Annotated in this window: 13 protein-coding genes; 10 read left to right on the top strand and 3 right to left on the bottom strand. The window is 59.3% G+C overall.

Translation table 11 applies throughout. The annotated features are described in order from the left end of the window. Nucleotides 1-105: 105 nt before the first annotated feature. From ACIGEK_RS10505 to ACIGEK_RS10495, 3 genes are all read left to right on the top strand, one after another. On the top strand, nucleotides 106-1008 hold the full coding sequence (locus ACIGEK_RS10505; protein ID WP_397493278.1) for a hydroxymethylglutaryl-CoA lyase: 903 nt from the start codon (nucleotides 106-108) through the stop codon (nucleotides 1006-1008). Between the two features lie 200 nt (nucleotides 1009-1208). Next, entirely contained in the window at nucleotides 1209-3164 is a 1956-nt protein-coding gene (locus tag ACIGEK_RS10500; protein WP_397493277.1) for an acetoacetate--CoA ligase, read from the top strand. A 156-nt stretch (nucleotides 3165-3320) separates the two neighbouring features. After that, entirely contained in the window at nucleotides 3321-3965 is a 645-nt protein-coding gene (locus ACIGEK_RS10495; protein ID WP_397493276.1) for a substrate-binding periplasmic protein, read from the top strand. A gap of 22 nt (nucleotides 3966-3987) precedes the next feature. On the opposite strand, the gene ACIGEK_RS10490 is transcribed toward ACIGEK_RS10495, so the two are convergent. Next, the gene (locus ACIGEK_RS10490; protein ID WP_397493275.1) at nucleotides 3988-5217 is read right to left on the bottom strand and encodes a PilT/PilU family type 4a pilus ATPase; all 1230 of its coding nucleotides are present in this window, start codon (nucleotides 5215-5217) and stop codon (nucleotides 3988-3990) included. A 143-nt stretch (nucleotides 5218-5360) separates the two neighbouring features. Between ACIGEK_RS10490 and ACIGEK_RS10485 the strand changes: the two genes are divergently transcribed. The 6 genes from ACIGEK_RS10485 to ACIGEK_RS10460 all read left to right on the top strand — a co-directional run bounded on the left by ACIGEK_RS10485 (nucleotide 5361) and on the right by ACIGEK_RS10460 (nucleotide 11792). Then, nucleotides 5361-5639: a peptidylprolyl isomerase gene (locus ACIGEK_RS10485; RefSeq protein ID WP_397493274.1), complete on the top strand. Its 279-nt coding sequence runs from the start codon at nucleotides 5361-5363 to the stop codon at nucleotides 5637-5639. 14 nt (nucleotides 5640-5653) lie between these two features. Then, nucleotides 5654-6022, top strand: a complete 369-nt coding sequence (locus ACIGEK_RS10480; protein WP_397493993.1) for an MmcQ/YjbR family DNA-binding protein — start codon at nucleotides 5654-5656, stop codon at nucleotides 6020-6022. A gap of 133 nt (nucleotides 6023-6155) precedes the next feature. Continuing rightward, entirely contained in the window at nucleotides 6156-7670 is a 1515-nt protein-coding gene (sph, locus tag ACIGEK_RS10475) for a sphingomyelin phosphodiesterase (RefSeq protein ID WP_397493273.1), read from the top strand. A gap of 107 nt (nucleotides 7671-7777) precedes the next feature. Next, entirely contained in the window at nucleotides 7778-8719 is a 942-nt protein-coding gene (locus ACIGEK_RS10470; protein ID WP_397493992.1) for a LysR family transcriptional regulator, read from the top strand. Between the two features lie 90 nt (nucleotides 8720-8809). Further along, complete coding sequence (locus ACIGEK_RS10465) at nucleotides 8810-10000, top strand: MFS transporter (RefSeq protein ID WP_397493272.1); 1191 nt, start codon at nucleotides 8810-8812, stop codon at nucleotides 9998-10000. Between the two features lie 205 nt (nucleotides 10001-10205). Next, nucleotides 10206-11792 carry an ABC-F family ATPase gene (locus ACIGEK_RS10460; protein ID WP_397493271.1) on the top strand — a complete coding sequence of 529 codons (1587 nt, stop codon included), beginning with the start codon at nucleotides 10206-10208 and terminating at the stop codon, nucleotides 11790-11792. Nucleotides 11793-11854: 62 nt separating this feature from the next. Here ACIGEK_RS10460 and ACIGEK_RS10455 read toward each other — a convergent pair whose 3' ends face one another. After that, nucleotides 11855-12463, bottom strand: a complete 609-nt coding sequence (locus ACIGEK_RS10455; protein ID WP_397493270.1) for an FMN-dependent NADH-azoreductase — start codon at nucleotides 12461-12463, stop codon at nucleotides 11855-11857. 123 nt (nucleotides 12464-12586) lie between these two features. On the opposite strand from ACIGEK_RS10455, the gene ACIGEK_RS10450 reads away from it, so the two are divergent. Continuing rightward, nucleotides 12587-13486, top strand: a complete 900-nt coding sequence (locus ACIGEK_RS10450) for a LysR substrate-binding domain-containing protein (protein WP_397493269.1) — start codon at nucleotides 12587-12589, stop codon at nucleotides 13484-13486. A 27-nt stretch (nucleotides 13487-13513) separates the two neighbouring features. Here the strand turns inward: ACIGEK_RS10450 and ACIGEK_RS10445 are convergent, their stop codons facing one another. Continuing rightward, on the bottom strand, nucleotides 13514-14482 hold the full coding sequence (locus tag ACIGEK_RS10445; protein ID WP_397493268.1) for an alpha/beta fold hydrolase: 969 nt from the start codon (nucleotides 14480-14482) through the stop codon (nucleotides 13514-13516). Nucleotides 14483-14537 lie beyond the last annotated feature (55 nt).

Below are 14537 nucleotides of genomic sequence, written 5' to 3'. Positions count from 1 at the left end.
CGCGATCAGGGTTTATCGCGGCCTTGGCTGCTCCTACAGGCGAGCACAGCAACGTAGGATGGGTTGAGCAACGCGATACTCATCGAGACGAACAACGAGGCAACGATGAACCTACCCAAACAAGTCCGCCTGGTTGAAGTCGGCCCGCGCGACGGTTTACAGAATGAGAAACAGCCGATTAGCGTGGCCGATAAGGTGCGCCTGGTCGATGAGCTGTCTGCCGCAGGCCTCGGCTATATCGAGGTAGGCAGCTTTGTCTCGCCCAAGTGGGTACCGCAAATGGCTGGCAGCGCCGAGGTGTTTGCGCAGATCCAGCAGTTGCCGGGTATTACCTACGCGGCGTTGGCGCCTAATTTGAAAGGCTTTGAAGGTGCGCTGGAAGCAGGCGTGCGTGAAGTGGCGGTATTTGCTGCGGCGTCGGAGGCCTTCTCGCAAAAGAACATCAACTGTTCGATCAGCGAAAGCCTGGAACGCTTTGTCCCGGTGATGGACGCGGCTCGCCAACATGGCATTCGCGTGCGCGGTTATGTCTCCTGCGTGCTGGGCTGCCCTTATGACGGCGCTGTGCCGCCCGAGCAGGTCTCCATGGTCGCTCGTGAGTTGTACGCCATGGGCTGCTATGAGGTGTCGCTAGGCGACACCATAGGTGCAGGTACTGCAGGTGACACACGCCGATTGATCGACGTGGTGGGCCGCGACATTCCCCGTGAAAAGCTGGCCGGACACTTCCATGACACCTACGGCCAGGCCTTGGCGAATATCTACGCAAGTCTGCTGGAAGGCATCAGCGTGTTCGACAGCTCGGTCGCAGGCCTCGGCGGCTGCCCTTACGCCAAAGGCGCCACCGGTAATGTCGCCAGCGAAGATGTGCTGTACCTGCTTGAGGGGTTAGGCATTGAAACCGGCATCGATATGGGCAAGCTGATCGCCGCCGGCCAGCGCATTTGCGCGGTGCTGGACAAGCCCAACGGCTCACGCGTGGCACGGGCCAAGCTGGCCAGTGCGTAAGCTTTTATTTACGCACTGTAAAGCGCCGCACTCAGGCTCACTCACCGCTGCCAGGCTGCGGTGCAAAGCGACTACAGCAGCGGCGGCTACCGATTAGCGCGTGCGCTAAACAACTCGGCGCAAGCCCTGCGCCAGCCAGTAGGCTTGCAACAATAAGCCGGCTAATCGCGCCGGCATAACAAGAATGATGAGGAAGCACGATGCAACAGCCCCTGTGGACGCCTTCTGCCGAACGTATCGCCGCCACTCGGATGGACAGCTTCCGCCGCTTCGTCAATCAGCGCCATAGCCTGCAACTGGCCGACTACCCCGCCCTGCACGCCTGGAGCGTGGCGCAGCGTGAAGCCTTCTGGCAGACGATTGTCGAGTTCTTCGATATCCGCTTTAGCGCTCAACCCGAAGCCGTACTGCAGGAAGGCAGCACCATGCCCAGCGCCCACTGGTTCCCCGAAGCTACGTTGAACTTTGCCGAGCACCTGCTACGCCGCCGCGACAACCACCCGGCACTGATCGCCATTGGCGAAGACGGCTCGCGTGAGCAACTGAGCTATTTTGAGCTGGCCGCCCATGTCGCCGGCCTGCAACGCAGCCTGCGTGATGCAGGTGTTGGTATCGGCGACCGCGTCGCCGCTTTTATGCCCAATACGTGGCAAACCCTGGTCGGAATGCTCGCCACAAGCAGTCTCGGTGCCACCTGGTCAAGCTGCTCACCGGATTTCGGCATCCAGGGCGTGATCGACCGCTTCGGCCAGATCGAACCCAAGGTGCTGATCGCCGCCGCCGGCTATCGCTATGCTGGTAAGAACCTTGACCTGACTGCCAAGCTCAATGAAATCCTCGAGCGCCTTCCCTCGCTTGAGCAGCTGATTGTGGTGCCCTACTCCAATGCTCAGGCCAAAGCCGCCGACTTCCACTCGGAGGCTAAAGTGTCGTTGTGGCAGGACTTCTATGAGGCTGGCGGCGAACCTGAATTCACCAAGGTGGCCTTCGATCACCCGCTGTACATCCTCTATTCCAGCGGCACCACCGGCGTACCCAAGTGCATTGTTCACGGCACGGGCGGCACACTGCTGCAGCACGTCAAAGAACTCGGCCTGCACACCGACCTGACCGCCGACGACACGCTGTTTTACTACACCACTTGTGGCTGGATGATGTGGAACTGGCTGGTTTCGGGCCTAGCCCTGGGCGCGACGCTGGTGCTGTTTGATGGCTCACCTTTCCATCCGGGAGCCGAACGTTTGATCGACCTGATCGACGCGGAGAACATCAGCATCTTCGGCACCAGCGCCAAGTTTCTCGCCGCGCTGGAAAAAGCCGGTGCCAAACCCGGCAGCACACACGCGCTGCAGCGCCTCAAGGCGATTCTGTCTACCGGATCACCGCTGTCCCATGAAAGCTTCGAGTACGTCTACCGCGAGATCAAAGCCGATGTGTGTCTGTCGTCGATCTCCGGTGGCACCGACATCGTCTCCTGCTTCGCCCTCGGCAACCCAGTGCTGCCGGTGTGGCGTGGTGAGCTGCAGTGCAATGGCTTAGGGATGGATGTGCAGGTGTGGAACGAAGCCGGCCAACCGGTAAGCGGCGAGAAAGGCGAACTGGTCTGCGCGCAGCATTTCCCGTCGATGCCAGTGGGTTTCTGGAAGGATGCTGATGGCAGCAAGTTCCAGGCGGCCTACTTCGAGACCTTCCCCGGCATCTGGGCCCATGGCGATTACGCCGAAATCACCGAGCACGGCGGTGTGGTGATTCACGGCCGCAGTGACGCGGTACTCAACCCCGGCGGCGTACGCATCGGCACGGCCGAGATATATCGCCAGGTAGAAAAGGTTGAAGACGTACTGGAGTCCATCGCCATCGGCCAGGAATGGGATGATGACGTTCGTGTGGTGCTGTTTGTGCGCCTACGTGACGGTGTAGAGCTGAGCGAGGCGCTGCAAGCACAGATTCGCCAGGTGATCCGCGCCAACACCACCCCGCGCCATGTGCCCGCCAAGATCATTGCCGTAAGCGATATCCCGCGCACCATCAGCGGCAAAATCGTCGAGCTGGCTGTGCGCAACGTGGTGCACGGAAAACCCGTGAAAAACACCGATGCGCTAGCCAATCCACAGGCGCTGGAGCTGTATCGCGACCTGAATGCTTTGCGGAACTGATGTGCCAAAAAGTCCAGTCTTGTCCGGTATGCAGTGCCTATACTTCAGGCCAGTCGTTGTCGGAGTGCTGCCGTGGTTCTGCACTGGATCTGTCTCATTGCGTTGCTGGCACCGCTCAGCCTGAGTGTTCACGCACAGGAACCCCTAGAGCTACACATGCCGGATGCACCGCCGCTGACATTTGTTAGCTTCAAAGGCGGCTATGGCATGGTTGGGGATGTGGCCTTGGCCGCAATCGCCAGGGCTGGGTATCTCAGCCACATCTATGTAACTCCCTGGCTGCGAGCCCAGCAACGGGTCAGCCGCGGCCATAACCAACTGATCATTCCCCTCTCACGTACGCCCGAACGCGAAGCCCAGTACACCTGGATTGCACCGATTGCGCCGCTTGAGCGTGCATTCTTCAGCCTCGACGCGCCGGTGGCTGACTTTGCCGAAGCGCGCCAACGCTACCAGCGTATTGCTGTCGGTACGGGCACTGCACAGATGGAAATACTCAAGAGCCAGGGATTTAGTGACAAACAAATCGTCAGCCTCAAACTCGGCGACAATCCTGCGCGGATGCTCGAGTTGGGCCGCGTCGATGCCTGGTTTACCGGGGTTCCAGAAGGGTTGTATCAGTGGCCCAAAAGCGACAACAGCTTGCAGATGAGTCCGATTATGGAAAGTACCGACATGTACCTGGCGTGCTCAAAGCACTGCGACGCAGAATTGCAGGAAAATCTGCGTCGCGCAGTCGAAGCATTGCGCGCTGAAGGTACCATCCAGCGAATGCTGGAAACCTACCAGCCCGAACGCTAACAACCCTGCCGCACCCAATCACTCAAATGCCTTTGCGCCCTGGGTCCTCTGGCAGTTGCTCTTCTTCGATATCCTCCAGCTTGAGCTCCAGTCCCCACTCGCCTGCCGAAGCAGCTGGCGCCGCCGGGTGTGGCGCGGCAGCAACAGGCGCGGGTGTTGGCGCTGCGGCGGCCTGCACCGGCGTAGCTGGATTATCGCGATAGAGCTTGAGTTTTAGCCGCACGTTGTTCGCTGAATCGGCGTTTTTCACCGCTTCTTCTTCATCAATCGAGCCATCGTTAACCAGGTCGATCAGCGCCTGATCGAAGGTCTGCATACCGAGGTTCTTCGACTTCTCCATGATCTCCTTGATCTCGGAAAACTCGTTGCGCTTGATCAGGTCACGAATAGTCGGCGTGCCCAGCAGCACTTCCACCGCGGCCCGGCGCTTGCCGTCGATGGTTTTTACCAGCCTTTGGGAGACAAACGCCTTGAGGTTGTTACCCAAATCATTGAGCAACTGCGGGCGGCGGTCTTCCGGGAAGAAATTGATGATTCGATCCAGCGCCTGGTTGGCGTTGTTCGCGTGCAGTGTGGATATCGCCAGGTGGCCAGTGTCGGCAAAGGCCAAGGCATGCTCCATGGTTTCGCGGTCACGGATCTCGCCGATCAGAATCACGTCTGGGGCCTGACGCAGGGTGTTCTTCAGCGCGGCATGGAAGCTGCGGGTATCGACCCCTACTTCGCGCTGATTGATGATCGACTTCTTATGCTTGTGTACGTACTCCACTGGGTCTTCGATGGTGATGATATGGCCGCCGCTGTTGCGGTTGCGGTAGTCGATCAACGCCGCCAGGGAGGTCGACTTGCCTGAGCCGGTGCCACCGACAAACAGCACCAGGCCGCGCTTCTCCATCACCGTTTTGAGCAGTACTTCCGGCAGCTTAAGGTCTTCAAACTTGGGAATGTCCATCTTGATATTGCGCGCGACAATCGACACTTCATTGCGCTGTTTAAAAATATTGATACGAAAGCGCCCGACGCCAGCAATGGAAATGGCCAGATTCATTTCCAGCTCACGCTCGAACTCCTCGCGTTGCGCCACATCCATTACCGAATCAGCAATATCGGCGACCTCGCCCGCTTTCAAAGGCTCGGCGCTCAACGCCTTGAGCACACCATTGAATTTGGCGCAGGGCGGCGCACCGGTAGAAAGGTAAAGGTCAGACCCGTCCTGGCTGGACAGGATTTTCAGCATGGCGTTGAGGTCCATAAGGCGCGATCCCACAAGTTGGATGTATTACGTTAGGCCAAGATCGGCCAGCCTTCCCGGGAAATTCATCACCCCCTCGCAGACGGCGCTAAGCGATTGAAAATACTGGCACAATAGCCCTTCACAAAAACGAGGACTGCGTCATGGCAAAGGCAATGGCCCGCCACATTCTGGTTAAAACCGAAGCTGAAGCCGCCGCACTGAAGAAGCGTATCGCCGCTGGCGAGGCATTCGACGTGTTGGCGCGCAAGTATTCAACCTGCCCATCCGGCAAAAAAGGTGGTGACCTCGGTGAGGTGCGCCCGGGGCAGATGGTACGTGCCATCGATCAGGTGATCTTCAAAAAGCCAGTGCGTGAAATTCACGGCCCGATTAAAAGCCAATTTGGCTACCATCTGGTGCAGGTTTTCTACCGCGAGTGACATTTGGCATGACCATGACCACCCAGCAAATTGCCGCGTTCTGCCTGAGCCTGCCGGGTGCCCGTGAGGACATCAAATGGGGCGGTGTGCGGGTGTTTTCGGTGGCCGAGAGCAAGATGTTCGCCCTGTTTCACCTAGGTAGCCATGACGGTTTGGCCTTTAAGGTCGATGCCGACCTGTTTCTCGGCTATTGCGACCGCCCGGGCATCCGCCCTGCGCCTTATCTGGCCCGCGCACGCTGGATCAGCATGGCCGCGCCCTACCCGCTTAGTGATAAGGAACTGCAAGCGCTGCTGACACGCTCCCATCAGTTGGTGGTCGGCAAACTACCCAAACGCCTGAGACTGGCCCTGTTACTCGACCCTCCAGCAGCAGATTCGTAACAACCTCGTCATGCCGATGTAACCCGCACAACGCAGACTGCGCTGGCGCTGGTCTAGCCCACCCACCTTTCGATCATTCTCGTCGTCAACGGTGACTGGAAGACTGGCCATTCCCCTATCCGGAGGCCACCCCATGCATCGCTGCCTGCTGCCACTGCTGTGTTTCAGTACGCTTGCCCTCTCCGCCCCGATCTTTGCCCAGGCAAACCCGGATGAACAGTTCAAACTGCTGGCGCATAACGTGTTTCTGCTGCCCAGCACGATAAAACCGGGTTGGGGTCAGCAACAGCGCGCAGCATTGATCGCCGAGGCGGCGTATATCCAAGGCCAGGATGCGGTGATTCTCAACGAGCTGTTCGATAATCCGGCGTCGAACATCCTTCTCGATGGACTAAAAAGCCAATACCCGTTTCAAACGCCCGTGCTCGGCCGTAGCCGCACGGGCTGGGATGCCACTCTGGGCGCCTATTCGGATACCACGCCGGAAGACGGTGGTGTAGCCATCGTCAGCCGCTGGCCAATCGAGCAACGCGTGCAGTACGTCTACAGCCAGGGCTGTGGCGCGGACTATCTGTCGAACAAGGGCTTCGTCTACGTCAAACTCAATCGCAATGGCCAGGCCGTGCATATCATCGGCACCCATGCGCAGGCGGCGGATACCGGCTGCCCGGATGGCAAAGGCACGGCGGTACGGGCCAGCCAGTTCGATGAACTGCAGAGCTTCATCAGCGCGCGCGGTATTGCCCTCGATCAGCTGGTGTTTATTGGCGGCGACTTCAACGTAATCAAGGGCAGCAGCGAGTACCACGACATGCTCGCCCGTCTGCAGGTCAACGCACCGGACAGCTTTGCCGGCAGCGACACCACCTTTGATACCCAGCGCAACGGTATCGCCAACTACCAATACCCCAACCATGCTCCGGAATATCTGGATTACATCTTCGTTTCGCGCAACCACCGGCAACTGCCGTTCTGGCACAACCAGGCCCTGGATACCCCGGCGCCGCGCTGGACGGTCAACCTGGCGGGTGCGACCTGGCAATTTCAGGACTACTCCGATCACTCACCGGTAGCCGGCTTTACCCGCGCCGACAGCACGACGCCAACCCGCGCCAGCAAACCGCAGCAAAACCTCTACGGAGAGGTGGTCTTGCAAAGCACCAGCACCGGCAAAACCCTGCGCGCCGGCAGCAGCAAGGCCAACGACTGGGTGAAGATCAACGGCAGCGGGCTTGAGCCAGAAAGCCTGTTCAGCCTGCGCAACTGGTACCACCCGGAAAGTTTCTGCATCCGCGATGGCGACTACATTGAAGTCGAATCTCGCCGCCACCCCGGCTATTGGCTCAACTGGTGGCTGGGCGGTGGCGGCGGTAACTACGCCTATTACATGAAGGCAGGCGACTCATCCAACCAGCTACGTATCGAACTGCCCAACAACAGCGGCTGCCTCAAGGATGGTGACAACATCCGCCTGCGCGACCGTGACACTGTGCGCGGCAGTGACTACTACCTGCAGAACTGGGCTTCCGGCAGCTGGAAAGAGCACCTGTACCTGTGGAGCAGCTCACTCGCCAACGCCGAACAGTTCCGCGTGCACCTAAAGCGCCCTGCGCACTACCCGGACTGGAGCAGCAAGCTGCACTATTAATAGGCAGAAGGCGGTTGCAATAAACCGCCTTGAAATTGCATCAGCAGCCTTGAGTGATCAGCTGGGTTAACCTGCTCAGCGTACCCACAGCTATACAAGGCCGCCGCGTGTTCTCCTCTGAGCGTTTGAAAGGCATTGATGTATTCGTCTGCGTCGCAGAACTCGGCAGTTTTACTGCAGCGGCCGAGCGCCTGAGTCTGACCAGCTCTGCGGTGAGCAAAGGCATTGCGCGGCTGGAAAGCCGCCTGGGCATTCGCCTTTTTGAGCGCACCACGCGCCGGCTGGCGTTGACGGATGCGGGCACAGCGTTCTACCGAACCTGCACGCGTGTGCTCGCCGACCTGGAAGAGTCAGAGCTGGCATTGCATACCGAGTTCTTCGAACCGCGCGGGCGTATCCGTATTGATCTGCCAGCCTCCTACGGCCGTATGCACGTGCTGCCGGTAATTCTGCAGTTCGTAAAGCAGCATCCGCTGCTGATGCCGCATATTTCCTTTACCGATAGATTTGTCGACCCAGCCGATCAGGGCATCGATATGCTGGTGCGGATCGGCGGTTCGGATGTTTGGCCAGCCACCCTGGGGCACCGCTACCTGGGCGCCGAGCGCCTGATTTACTGCGCCGCTCCTGAGTACTTGTCCAGGCGTGGTACGCCGGCAAGCGAAGCTGAGCTTGAGCAACACGACTGCGTGCTCTACGGCCATAGCAATGGCCAGGTTAGCCCCTGGTACCGGGACGGTCATCAGCCGAGCGATAAGAAGCGCCGAATCATGCCGGCGCGAATCGCTGTCGGTGATGGCGAAGGTGAGGTGCTGGCCGTTCTGGCTGGCTACGGCATTGCGCAATTGCCCACCTGGCTGGTGCAGGAGCACCTAGATAGCGGCGCACTGGTCGAGGTGCTGCCGCAACTGGCCACCGAGGGCCTGCCGATGAACCTGGTCTGGCTGAAAAAGCGCGAAGCACTGCCCAAGGTCAGCGCCTTGCTGGAAGCACTCGCAGCCTGCCTGTCTCCTGCAGGCCACGCCTTGCCCGCGCACGCAAATAAGTGAATCTGAATCATCAATAGCCAGAAAAAACGCCAGGAATAGACGCCTAAAGAATCAATATCATGACGCCCTCATTGAACAAAGAGCGACGTCATGAGTGCTATCGAATCCCACCAGCCACAGGCTTTATCTGCTGCTGGCTCTACGCGAAGCATTACCATCCTGGCCATTTCGGCCTTTCTGATCGTAACCACAGAGTTCCTGATTATCGGTTTGCTGCCAGCCTTGGCCCGCGACCTTGGCATTTCAATTGCCGCAGCCGGTCAATTGGTCACGCTGTTCGCCTTCACCGTCATGCTCTCTGGTCCACCGCTTACCGCCGCCCTCACCCACTTGAACCGGAAGAAACTGTTTATCGCGATACTGTTGGTCTTCACGTTTGCCAACAGCCTAGCGGCGCTGTCATCGAACATCTGGGTACTGGCGCTTGCGCGTTTTATCCCGGCGCTGATGCTGCCGGTCTTCTGGGGCACTGCCAGTGAAACGGCAGCGCAACTGGCCGGCCCGGCAAAGTCAGGCCAAGCCATTGCCCGGGTATATCTGGGTATCACCGCTGCGCTGCTGCTGGGCATTCCCCTAGGCACACTGGCGGCCAACGGCATCGGCTGGCGGGGAGCCTTCTGGCTGCTGGCGGGCTTGTCACTGCTTATGGCCTTTGCCATAGCGATCTATATGCCAAAAGTTGCGCGCACCGCGCGGGTCGACTTCCTCAAGCAAGCGCGCATCTTCAAAGAACCACTTTTTCTGGCCAACGTCGTACTGTCGATCATCATCTTCAGCGCCATGTTTGCTGCCTACACCTACCTGGCGGACATACTGGAGCGCGTGGCCGGCGTGGCCCCTACACATGTCGGCTGGTGGATGATGGGCTTCGGCGCCATAGGCCTGATTGGTAACTGGGTTGGCGGCAAAGCAGTGGATCACTCGCCGCTCATGGCCACAGCCCTGTTTGTGTTGCTGCTGGCGGCGGGCATGGCCGCCGTCACGCCCCTGGCGAGTTCAGGTCTACTTTTCTGCATCGCGCTCGCGCTCTGGGGCATTGCCAACACAGCGCTGTATCCGATCTGCCAGGTGCGAGTGATGAACTCAGTGAGCCACTCCCAGGCCCTGGCTGGGACGACCAACGTTTCTGCGGCCAACGCCGGAATAGGTATAGGAGCAATTGTTGGCGGTTTGACGATCCAAACCGCAGGCATCGCCAGCGTTGGCTACGTAGCTGCGGCCGTGGCCGGTCTTGCACTGGTGTTGATGCCGTTGCTGAGTCGCTTGGCAACACCCAAATAATGTACAGAGAAGCGGAATTGGCTTCCCACCTGTCCAATTCCGCCCTCCCACGGCAGCCAGGCCCAGGCGCAAAAAGGGTTCTGAAGAACGGCTAGCCCCCTTGAATAGAAACCCCGCCTGTCCCATACCCTGCCCTTTACCTACGTAAACCGCTACAATCGCGCCCCTTTCGCGCCCGTGCGCCCGCTCAACTGGACCAAGATTCGTGATCTCCACCGCTAATATCACCATGCAATTCGGCGCCAAGCCGCTGTTCGAGAACGTTTCCGTCAAGTTTGGCGGCGGCAACCGTTACGGTCTGATCGGGGCTAACGGCTGCGGCAAGTCGACCTTTATGAAAATTCTTGGTGATGATCTAGAGCCGTCCGGTGGACAGGTGATGCTGGAGCCTAATGTGCGCCTGGGTAAGCTGCGCCAGGATCAGTTCGCCTACGAAGAATTCACCGTGATCGACACCGTGATCATGGGTCACGAAGAGCTGTGGAAGGTTAAAGCCGAGCGCGATCGCATCTATTCGCTGGTCGAAATGAGCGAAGAAGACGGCATGAAGGTCGGCGAGCTTGAAGGTGAATTCGCCGAGATGGACGGCTACACCGCTGAGTCCCGCGCTGGCGAGCTGCTGCTCGGCCTGGGTATTCCGCTGGAACAGCACTTCGGCCCGATGAGTGAAGTGGCTCCAGGCTGGAAACTGCGCGTGCTGCTGGCTCAGGCGCTGTTCTCCGATCCGGACGTGCTGCTGCTCGATGAACCAACCAACCACCTGGATATCAACACCATCCGCTGGCTGGAAACGATTCTGACCACGCGTAACAGCACCATGATCATCATTTCTCACGACCGTCACTTCCTCAACAGCGTGTGCACCCACATGGCTGACCTGGATTACGGCGAGTTGCGCCTGTTCCCCGGCAACTACGACGAGTACATGACGGCGGCTACTCAGTCACGCGAGCAACTGCTCTCGGACAACGCCAAGAAGAAAGCGCAAATCTCTGAGCTGCAAAGCTTTGTTAGCCGCTTCTCGGCCAACGCCTCGAAATCCAAACAGGCCTCGTCGCGCGCCAAGCAGATCGACAAGATCCAGCTGGCCGAGGTCAAGCCATCCAGCCGTGTCAGCCCGTTCATTCGTTTCGAACAGAACAAGAAGCTGCACCGTCAGGCCGTGATGATCGACAAGGTAGCCAAGGGTTTCGACGGCAAGGCTCTGTTCAAGAACTTCAGCTTCCAGGTTGAAGCCGGCGAGCGCGTGGCGATTATCGGCCCGAACGGTATCGGTAAAACCACCCTGCTGCGCACCCTGGTCGGCGAACTGACGCCGGATGCCGGTAACGTGAAATGGACCGACAGCGCCGAGCTGGGCTATTACGCCCAAGACCATGCTCACGACTTCGAAGACGACGTTAGCCTGTTCGACTGGATGGGCCAGTGGACCACCGGCGAGCAGATGATTCGCGGCACGCTGGGGCGCATGCTGTTCAGCAACGACGAAATTCTCAAATCGGTGAAGGTGATCTCCGGTGGTGAGCAAGGCCGCATGCTGTTCGGCAAGCTGATCCTGCAAAAGCCTAACGTGCTGGTGATGGACGAACCGACCAACCACTTGGACATGGAGTCCATCGAGGCGCTCAACCTGGCACTGGAAAACTACCCCGGCACGCTGATTTTCGTCAGCCACGACCGTGAGTTCGTCGGTTCCTTGGCCACGCGCATCATCGAGCTGTCGGCCAACGGCATCACCGACTTCAGCGGCACCTACGACGACTACCTGCGTAGTCAGGGCGTGATCGTTTAACCGGCTTCCAACCGGCATAAAAAAGCCCGCTCATTGAGCGGGCTTTTTGCTTTATGCGAGCTTTACGCTGCGGCAAACAAACCGGTGATCTGTGCTTGCGCCGACTTGAACGCATTGGCGCGCGGCTCATCGCCATAGGCCAGGCCTTCAGCACGAACGATCTCGATGTCGGTGATACCGAGGAAGCGCAGCACCAACTGCAGGTATTCCTCATGTGCCTGGCCACTTGGCTGGCCAGCGTGAATGCCACCTGCGGTGGACACGATTACCACCTTCTTGCCGCCGGCCAAGCCCTTAGGGCCATTTTCGTCGTAGGCAAACGTCTTGCCGGCGACGGCAACGCGGTCGATCCAAGCCTTGAGCTGAGTCGGCACAGTGAAGTTATACATCGGTGCGCCAATCACGATAGCGTCGGCGGCGAGAAACTCATTGAGCGTTGCTTCGGCCAGTTCAACTTCATGCTGCTGCGCCGCATCGCGCAATTCAGCTGGGGTACCGCCGGCAACCAGGCTCGCAGCAGACAGGTGGCTCAGCGCGTCACTGGCCAGATCGCGATAGCTGACTTGCGCTTCAGGCTCTGCGGCCAGCCAGGCGTCGACCACGGCGCGGCTGAGTTGGCGCGAAGCTGACGAGTCGCCGAGGATGCTGGAATCGAGGTGCAGTAGTTTCATGACAATCTCCAAATTGAGATCGCCCCGTGGCGATCAAGATGCTGGAGATACTATCGATGAAAGCAATAGCCGATTAGTCAGCGTAAATGCGATAGTTCGTCCTACTGATAGGACGATAAAGCCATGCATGACCTCAATGACCTGTTCTACTTCGCCAAAGTGGTGGAAGCCGGCGGCTTTGCTGCAGCCGGGCGCAGCCTTGGAATTCCCAAATCCCGCCTGTCGCGGCGGATTGCCGAGCTGGAAAATCGCCTTGGTGCACGCCTGCTGCAACGCACCACGCGCAAACTGGCGCTGACTGATATCGGTGAGCGTTACCTGCGCCATTGTCAGGCCATGCTGCAAGAAGCCGAGCAGGCCGAAGAAACCGTGGCCAGCCTGACCAGCGAGCCGCGCGGCCGTCTGCGGGTCAGCGCGCCCGGCGGCATCGCCCTGCTCTCGGAGTTGGTGGTGAGTTTTATTGCGGCCTACCCCAAAGTGCAACTGGAGCTTATTCAGACCAACCGACGCATCGACCTGCTCAACGAAGGTGTGGACGTCGCCCTGCGTGTACGCAGCGCCGAGGATGAAGATCCAACGCTGATTACCCGCCGTTTGCGTCCGGCACAAGCCTTTATGGTGGCTGCGCCAGACTTGCTGCAGCACGCTCAGGTCGGCACGCCAGACGATCTTACTGCACTGCCGGCACTAGGCGCCCTGGAGGCGGATCGCAGGATTCACCTGCGTTTGCAACACGGCCGCGGACGCGTTCAGGAAGTTGTGTTGGAAGCGCGCCTAGCCATCGAGGACTTCAGCGTACGCAAACACGCGGCTATGGCCGGCCTGGGCTTTACCATGCTGCCCGCTCCCCTGTGCCAGGATGAGCTCGCCGATGGCCGATTGATACGCCTGCTGCCTGATTGGGCACTACCCGCTGCCAACCTGCAGGCGGTGTACACCCACAGGCGCGGCATGCTACCGGCCGTACGGGCGTGGATCGAACATCTCAGTGACGCCTTTAGCCGCTGGGATCAGCCGATCTAGCGATGCGGTATCAACGAAGCCTGAGGTTTAACTGGGAAAATGCCGGGCGAGAAAGGCCAGCAGCAACTGATTAACCTGCTCAGCCTGCTCGTTCTGAATCCAGTGGCCGCAATCTTTCAGCACATGCTGCTCAAGCCGCGCGATGCGCTTAGGCATCTGCTTGAGGGTGTAAGCCTCAAGGCTGCCGACAGGGTCCCTATCACCGAGCAGAAACAACGCCGGTTGTTCGATCTGCCGATCAGCCAGGGCTTCGGTACGCTGCCAGTTACGCTCAAAATTGCGGTACCAGTTCAGCGCGCCGTAGAAGCCACGACCGTCGAAGGTTTTCAGGTAATGATCAAAGGCTGCGCTGTCGCACCAGGCCGGCAGCGTGCCAGGGTCCTGCATGCCATCGAACAACCAAGCACCAGCGGGTTTCTCCTGCAGAAAGTGATCCCTGGGTACGGCCGCCGAGGTGTTGTGCATCATCATGCGTAGGGTGCGCGGTATGTCCGCGTCCATTTCCGCCTCAGCCACGCCAGGTTGCTGGAAATGCAGAATGTAGTGAAAACGCTCGGCATACAGATGACGCATGATCTCAATGGCGGGCTGCTTGGGGCGCCCGCCAAACGGCACGGCCATACCGACAACCGCCGTAACCCGGTCGGGCTCAAGCAGGGCCAGGTGCCAAGCAATCGGCGCGCCCCAGTCGTGCCCCACAACGCACACCTCATACTGGTCGAGCAGGTCCATGGCGGCCTGGATGTCGGCGCAGATGGTGATCACGTCATAGGCCGCCGGATCGCGCGGCGCGCTGCTTTGGCCATAGCCGCGCATTTCCGGAATCAGTACGCGATAACCGGCAGCCGTGAGCGGCTCGATCTGCTGACGCCAGGAATGCCAGCACTCGGGAAAGCCGTGCAGTAACCAGATAGGTCGCCCCGTCGCGGGGCCGGCGCTGTAAAGGCTCAGGCCAATGCCATTGACCTGAAGGATTTGCTGCTCGAGCTGATGCATAGGTGCCTCCATTTAACCGAGGCCACTATGACAAAGGCGCACCCTAGGATGCGCC

The sequence above is a fragment of the Pseudomonas sp. NPDC079086 genome, assembly GCF_044542155.1.
Taxonomy (GTDB): domain Bacteria; phylum Pseudomonadota; class Gammaproteobacteria; order Pseudomonadales; family Pseudomonadaceae; genus Aquipseudomonas.
This window is presented reverse-complemented; position numbering and strand designations above follow the sequence as displayed.